Origin of the sequence: Clostridioides sp. ZZV15-6598, from assembly GCF_020657705.1 — a bacterium.
Classification (GTDB): domain Bacteria; phylum Bacillota; class Clostridia; order Peptostreptococcales; family Peptostreptococcaceae; genus Clostridioides; species Clostridioides difficile_F.
The window spans coordinates 59594-66507 of sequence record NZ_JAGWCS010000007.1; the positions used below are offsets into that span (position 1 = coordinate 59594).

Below are 6914 nucleotides of genomic sequence, written 5' to 3' on the forward strand. Positions count from 1 at the left end.
TGATTAAGGAGGAATTTTATAATGAAAGTAGGAGCTATTGATATTGGGACAAATTCAATGAGATTGTTGATAGTAGATTATGTAGATGGAAAACTCATAAATAGAAAAAAATTTATTAATACAACTAGAATTGGGCAAGGTGTAGATAGCAAGGGATATATAAAGGAAGATGCAATTCAAAGAAATATAAAAGCATTAAAAGAATTCTCTGACAAGTGTAATGATGAAAAATGTGAAAATATTTATTGTATGGGGACATCTGCCCTTAGAGATAGTAAAAATGGAGATTACTTTGTTAAACTAGCAAAAGAAGAAACTGGTATAGATGTTGATATAGTTACAGGTATAGAAGAATCAAATTTGGGCTTTAAAGGTGTTTTAGAAGGTATACAAGAGGATAATGATATTATTGTTATAGATATTGGAGGAGGTTCAACAGAATTTATTATAGGTGATTCAGATGGGATTAAATTCAATAAAAGTGAAAATGTAGGAGCTCTTAGAATGACAGAGAAATTTTTGAAACACGATATTATTGAAAATGAAGAGTTTGAATCTATGAGCTCATTTATATATGACGAAATAAGTGAGACTTTAAATTACATAAAAGAAAAAGGATTAAAAACTCTTATAGGTATAGGAGGTACAATCACATCCTTGTCAGCAATGAATCAAGAATTAGAAATTTACTCTATGGAAAAAATACATAACAGTAAGATATGCAAAAAAGAAATAGAAGAAATTCTACAAAAACTAATAAAGATGACATTAAGTGATAAAAAGAACTTAAAAGGGCTACAAGAAAAACGTGCGGATATTATAACTGCTGGTGTAAAAATATTGAATATAATAATGGAAAAATTAGAAATAGAAGAAATAACCGTAAGTGAATACGATAATTTGGAAGGCCTAATATGTCAAAAGTCAAAAAAAATGTATTAATATTTTTTGATATTTGGAACCGATTATGACAAAAAAAATTACTCCTCTTTGTTACAATTCTTAATATAAACAAAAGAGGAGGTTTTTTTATGCAAAGAAGTGTAGCAGTTGTAAAGAGCAAAACTGTAAAACCAAATGTCATAAAATTAATAAGCGGATATATTGATTTTACTACAGCGGCATTCGCTGTAATGGGATTTTTACTTAGTAGGTCTGTTATAGTGGACTCTGTAGCTCCTTTAGGAATTGCCTTTTTTATATGTGCATCAAAGATTGATAAGTACAAGATACCTGTATTTATATCAACATTAATAGGAATATTGTTATCATTCAATGATTTTGGAAATGTAGCAAAATATGCTGTATGCCTTACAATATTTATGGCATTAAATAAGAAACTAAAACTGTTAGATTCAATTGCCAAAGTGGCGTTTATAGGTGCAATAGTATTACTTCCAATTTCCATGGGACAAGCTTTCTTTTCAAATAGGTGTGTGTATAATCTGCTTGTTGCAGGTGTAGAGGCAATAATAATGTTTATATCTATATATGTATTTTCTTATGGTATAGGTTTGATGGCCAATGTCAACAATAGGATGTCTGTACGGACAGAAGAAGCCATATCAATAAGTTTACTGCTAACCTTTAGTATAATGGGTATAGGAGATATATCTTTGTTTGGAATATCGATAAGGACCATTTTGTCAACTGTATTTATATTACTGACCTCAATAGTAGGTGGAGCTACCATGGGAGCATCTAGTGGTGTAATTATTGGTGTGGCATCTATTCTAAATAATATGACATCAGCTATTTATATGGGTATATATTCTTTTTCTGGATTAATAAGTGGTGCATTTAATAAAATAAACAAATATTTCTGTATATTAGGATATATTCTAAGCTGGACAATAATATACCTATATACTTCTGGTATTACTTCAAACATGATGCAACTAAGAGATATATTGTTAGGATGCTTGATAGTGATTGTGTTGCCAGAAAGGTTATTCAATAAGATTGAAAAATTAATAAAAAGTAATGTAGCTTCAAATGAAATTGTATACGATTATATTATGAGAAGCAAAAACTTAACGAATAGCCGATTAAATAGTATCTACAAAACTTATGATGACCTTGCAGATACATTTGATAAAATAAGAGAAAAGGATAAAGTGTTAGACCAAAGAGACATAGCTAATGTAATAGATATGATTCATAATGATGAATGTAAAAGTTGTAGTATGAGAAGAATGTGCTGGGAATCAAGATTTAATCATACATACACTATGATATATAATATTCTTGAAAAAATTGAAGAGAAAGGAGAATTAAGTGTAAACGATATACCTAAAAACTTTAGAAAGGAATGTATGAAACCAGAGTCAATAGTGAAAATATCAAATCACTATTATAAAATGTTTGTATTAGATTATGATTGGAGTGTGAAGTTTTCAGAAAGTAGAAAATTAATAGCAAACCAGATAAGAAGTATTTCAAAATCAATTAAATCGCTGTCTCAGGATTTAGAGGGCGATATAATGTTGGATATAGAGAAAGAAAAAAATATATATGAACAATTAGAGAGATATGATATAACTGTTGATAAAGTAAGTTACTTAACAAAGAGCAACAGCGAGTTTGAAATATCAATAGAAAAGAAGACTTGTCACGATGGTTGCATGTGTGAAAATAAAATTGTAGATATAATTTCAGACCTAGTAGGAGAAAATATGTCTGTTAGAAAAATAGGATGTCACTGTTTAGGAGGTAAATGTAAAGCAACATTTGTTAAGTCTCAAAAATATAAGGCTGTTACAGAAGTTTCAGCAATGTCAAGGGATGGGCATATCCTTTGTGGAGACAATTACACATATATGGAGATAAATGATGGTAAATATATGATGGCTATAAGCGATGGTATGGGAAAAGGTAAAAAAGCCTACGAAGAATCTTCTGCTACTATTGATATCCTAGAAAAAATGATAGATGCAAAGATTAAAGATGAAATAGTCATAGATACTATAAATAATATGTTGTTATTAAAGTCTTCAGAAGAAATGTTTTCAACTCTCGATTTGGGTATTTTAGATTTAAAACGAGGTTGTTTAGAAACTATAAAGATGGGAGCATGTTCTACCTATATAAAGAGAGAGGATGGAGAAGTTGATTTAATATCATCATCATCTTTACCTGTTGGTATATTATCAGATGTAAAGATTGATAGAAAAAATGTAAAAGTTAAGGAAGGAGACTATGTTATAATGGTTTCTGATGGAATTGTAGATGCAGGAAGAAATAACAATTTAGGTGATAATTGGCTAATATATTTCTTAAAAAATATAGAAACTACAAATCCAAAAGAAATTTCAAATTTAATATTAGATAGAGCATTGGAGTTACAAGCGTTACAAATCGAAGATGACATGACCGTTCTAGTTACAAAAATATGTACAAAATAAAGTTAAAAATTTCTGTGTATAATATGTGGATAACTTGTGTATAATGTGTTAATAGACTTTTGAAAAAAGTAAAGTTATTAACAAAAAAAACGTATAAATCAACAAAATTTGTTGATAAGTATGGCATAAATGTTAATAAAATGTAAAAAAAGAAAAAACAAAAGCTATTATCAAAAGAGATTCATGTTGAAATAACTAAATTTCTAAGCAAGTAAAGCCTGTGAATATGTTGATTATTATGTGGATAACTATTAATTCGATATTTATTTATATAGTATGAATAATTGAATAATATATCTAAAAAAAGCCATCCTATTATTAAGTAAACTTATTGAAAGGATGGCTTTTTATGAATAGGAAATTGTGCAAAGCAATAATACCTTTATTTATCTCTATTTTTTGCATGTTAATAATAAGTATAAAAGCTGACCAAGGATATCAAAAAAATAATGATAGAGCAATTACTGTCATGAATAATGATACTGAAGATGATGCTGAAAAAAAACAAGAAATAGATTATGAAAAAACATGTTGGAATTTACAGTCTCTATTTAAAAGTGATGACCAATGGAAAAAAGAACTTAAGAGTTTTAATAAAGATACAAAAGAACTTAAAAATTACATAGGTAAAGTTACAAAGTCACCAACGCACTTGTCTTTTGCGTTAGATATCAAAGAGAAACTTGATATAAGATTAAATAAACTTTCTGCCTATGTAAAATTAAAACAAGATACTAACAAAAATTCATATAAATATTTAGATATGAGTGATAGTATGAGTAAATCTTATGGAGACTATAGGGGGATTTGCTCAGATTTAGAGTTAGAGATATTAAAATTATCAAATAGAGATTATAAGAAGATTATTTCAAATAAAAATATAAATAGAAAATATGGTGTGTATTTAAGAGATATAAGAAGAAATAAAGTACATTATTTGGATGATAAATCAGAAGATATTCTAAGTAAAGTGTCTTCAATAAGTAGTCTTCCAAGTCAAGTATATGAGTTATTTAGAAATATGGATAGAAAAACTAATTTGACACCAGCTCAATATGCAAGTGAACTGGAATCTCCAGATAGAGAAAATAGAAAAAAAGCTTATCAAGATGAACTCATTACTTATAATGATAATATAAATACAATTGCGGGCTTGATTACTGGCCAAGTTAAAAAGAATATATTTTATTCTCAAGAAAGAGGTTATGAGTCGTCTTTAGAAATGTATTTAGAATCTGATAATGTAGATGAAAAAGTATACAATAATTTAATAAGAACTGTAAATAGTAATATGGATAGTTTACACAAATATATAGATTTAAGAAAAAAAGTCTTAAAGTTGGATAAGGTTCATTCATATGATATGTCTGTACCTATAGTTAAGGCTGTTGATAGTAATATTAACTATGAAAAAGCACAGAGTATAGTATATTCAGCGTTATCACCTTTGGGAAAAGAATATAATGATGTGGTATACAAAGCGTTTAATGAAAAATGGATAGATGTTTATTCACATGAAAATAAAGTGAGTGGTGGATATTGCTTATCTGTATATGAAAATCATCCATATATACTTTTAAATTATAATAATTCACTAGGCTCAGTTTCAACTTTATCACATGAATTAGGTCATGCTGTATATGAATATCTAAGTTCTAAAAATCAAAATTACTTTAATTCAAGTCCATCTATATTTACTCATGAAGTTGCGTCTACTACTAATGAGGCATTGCTTTATGAGATGCTTATAAGAGAATCTAAAAGTAATGGAGAGAAAGCCTATTATATAACACAATATCTAGACTTAATAAAGGATACTCTTTATACACAAACTATGTATGCTGAATTTGAAAAAACTATACATGAATTCGTAGAAAAAGGGAAAAGTGTAAATGCATTAGTGTTAAACGATGTTTGGGGACAACTTCTTAAGAAGTATTATGGGCAAAACTATGAATTAGACCAATTATCTAAGGTCGGATGGGCAAGAATCCCACATTTTTATAATAGTTTTTATGTCTATAAATATGCTACAGGTTGTAGTGCAGGAGTGAGTTTCGCCCAAGATATACTAAAAAATGGCTCAGATAATTATATAAATTTTCTTAAAAAAGGAAGTTCAGATTATCCAATAGACTTATTAAAAGGAAGTGGAATAAATTTAACTAATACAAAACCTATAGAAAATACAATAAAAAAATTTGACAGCTTAGTAGCAGAACTTGAAAAGCTATTATAAAAGATTTATTATAATCCACATGGAAAATATATCGAATTAATGTTAAAATATACTAAAAGTTTAAAGTCCTATTTATAAATAGGACTTTTTATCTATTAATTAGTGGGAGATGATTCTATGCAAGTTAAAGTTAAAAAAGCTGTAATACCAGCAGCAGGTTTAGGTACTAGATTTTTGCCAGCAACAAAGGCACAACCAAAAGAAATGTTACCAATAGTTGATAAACCAACTCTACAATACATAATAGAAGAAGCTGTAGCTTCAGGGATAGAGGAAATACTAATAATAACAGGCAGAAATAAAAAATCTATTGAAGACCACTTTGATAAATCTGTAGAATTAGAACTTGATTTAGAAAAAAAAGGTAAAAAAGAGTTGTTAGAAATAGTACAAAACATATCTAACATGATTAATATACATTATATAAGACAGAAAGAACCCAAAGGACTGGGAGATGCGATTTATTGTGCTAGACACTTTATAGGTGATGAGCCTTTTGCTGTAATGTTAGGAGATGACATTGTAGACAATGATGTGCCTTGCTTAAAACAATTAACAAACGCATATGAAGAGTATAGAACTACAATATTAGGTGTGCAAAAAGTGAATCCAGAAGATACTAATAAATATGGTATAATAGAAGCTAAAAATATCGAGGGCAGGGTTTATAAAGTAAAAGATATGGTAGAAAAACCAGAATCAGGAAAGGCACCTTCAAATATAGCTATTTTGGGTAGGTATATAATAACTCCTGAGATATTTGACATTCTTAAGGATTTACCACCAGGTAAAGGCGGAGAAGTACAACTTACAGATGCTTTAAAAGTATTATCTAAAAAGGAAGCCATGTATGCATATAACTTTGAGGGTAAGAGATATGATGTTGGTGATAAATTAGGATTTTTAGAAGCGACTGTCGATTTTGCTCTAAAGAAAGAAGATCTTAAGGAAGATTTTATTAAGTATCTAAGACATGTCTGCAATGAATTTGATAAAGATGACAATGTGTTATACAATAATACAAATGAAGAAATAGATTCAGATAAGATTTGCGAAATTAAAGAACTCGAAATTCAAAAATAATTAGGAAAGGTGATGTAGTGTGGCAAAATCAGGTCAAAAAAAGATTAATAGAATAATAGCTGTTGGGATTGTAGGTATTCTTGTATTAACAAGTATAACAGCTGTTTTAAGCATGATTGCAGCTATGTTATAGAAATAAATAACTACTGTGGTATACATAAATATAAAAACCATATATAACTTGATTT

Annotated in this window: 4 protein-coding genes; all 4 read left to right on the top strand. The window is 28.3% G+C overall.

The genetic code is table 11. From position 1 onward, the window contains the following. The first annotated feature begins 21 nt into the window (after positions 1 to 21). Positions 22 to 942: a Ppx/GppA phosphatase family protein gene (locus KGF50_RS02565; RefSeq protein ID WP_227846676.1), complete on the top strand. Its 921-nt coding sequence runs from the start codon at positions 22 to 24 to the stop codon at positions 940 to 942. Positions 943 to 1031: 89 nt separating this feature from the next. Beyond that, complete coding sequence (gene spoIIE, locus KGF50_RS02570) at positions 1032 to 3404, top strand: stage II sporulation protein E (RefSeq protein WP_227846677.1); 2373 nt, start codon at positions 1032 to 1034, stop codon at positions 3402 to 3404. 349 nt (positions 3405 to 3753) lie between these two features. Beyond that, the gene (gene pepF, locus KGF50_RS02575; protein WP_227846678.1) at positions 3754 to 5643 is read left to right on the top strand and encodes an oligoendopeptidase F; all 1890 of its coding nucleotides are present in this window, start codon (positions 3754 to 3756) and stop codon (positions 5641 to 5643) included. Between the two features lie 117 nt (positions 5644 to 5760). Next, positions 5761 to 6726: a UTP--glucose-1-phosphate uridylyltransferase GalU gene (gene galU, locus KGF50_RS02580; protein WP_227846679.1), complete on the top strand. Its 966-nt coding sequence runs from the start codon at positions 5761 to 5763 to the stop codon at positions 6724 to 6726. Positions 6727 to 6914: the final 188 nt, after the last annotated feature.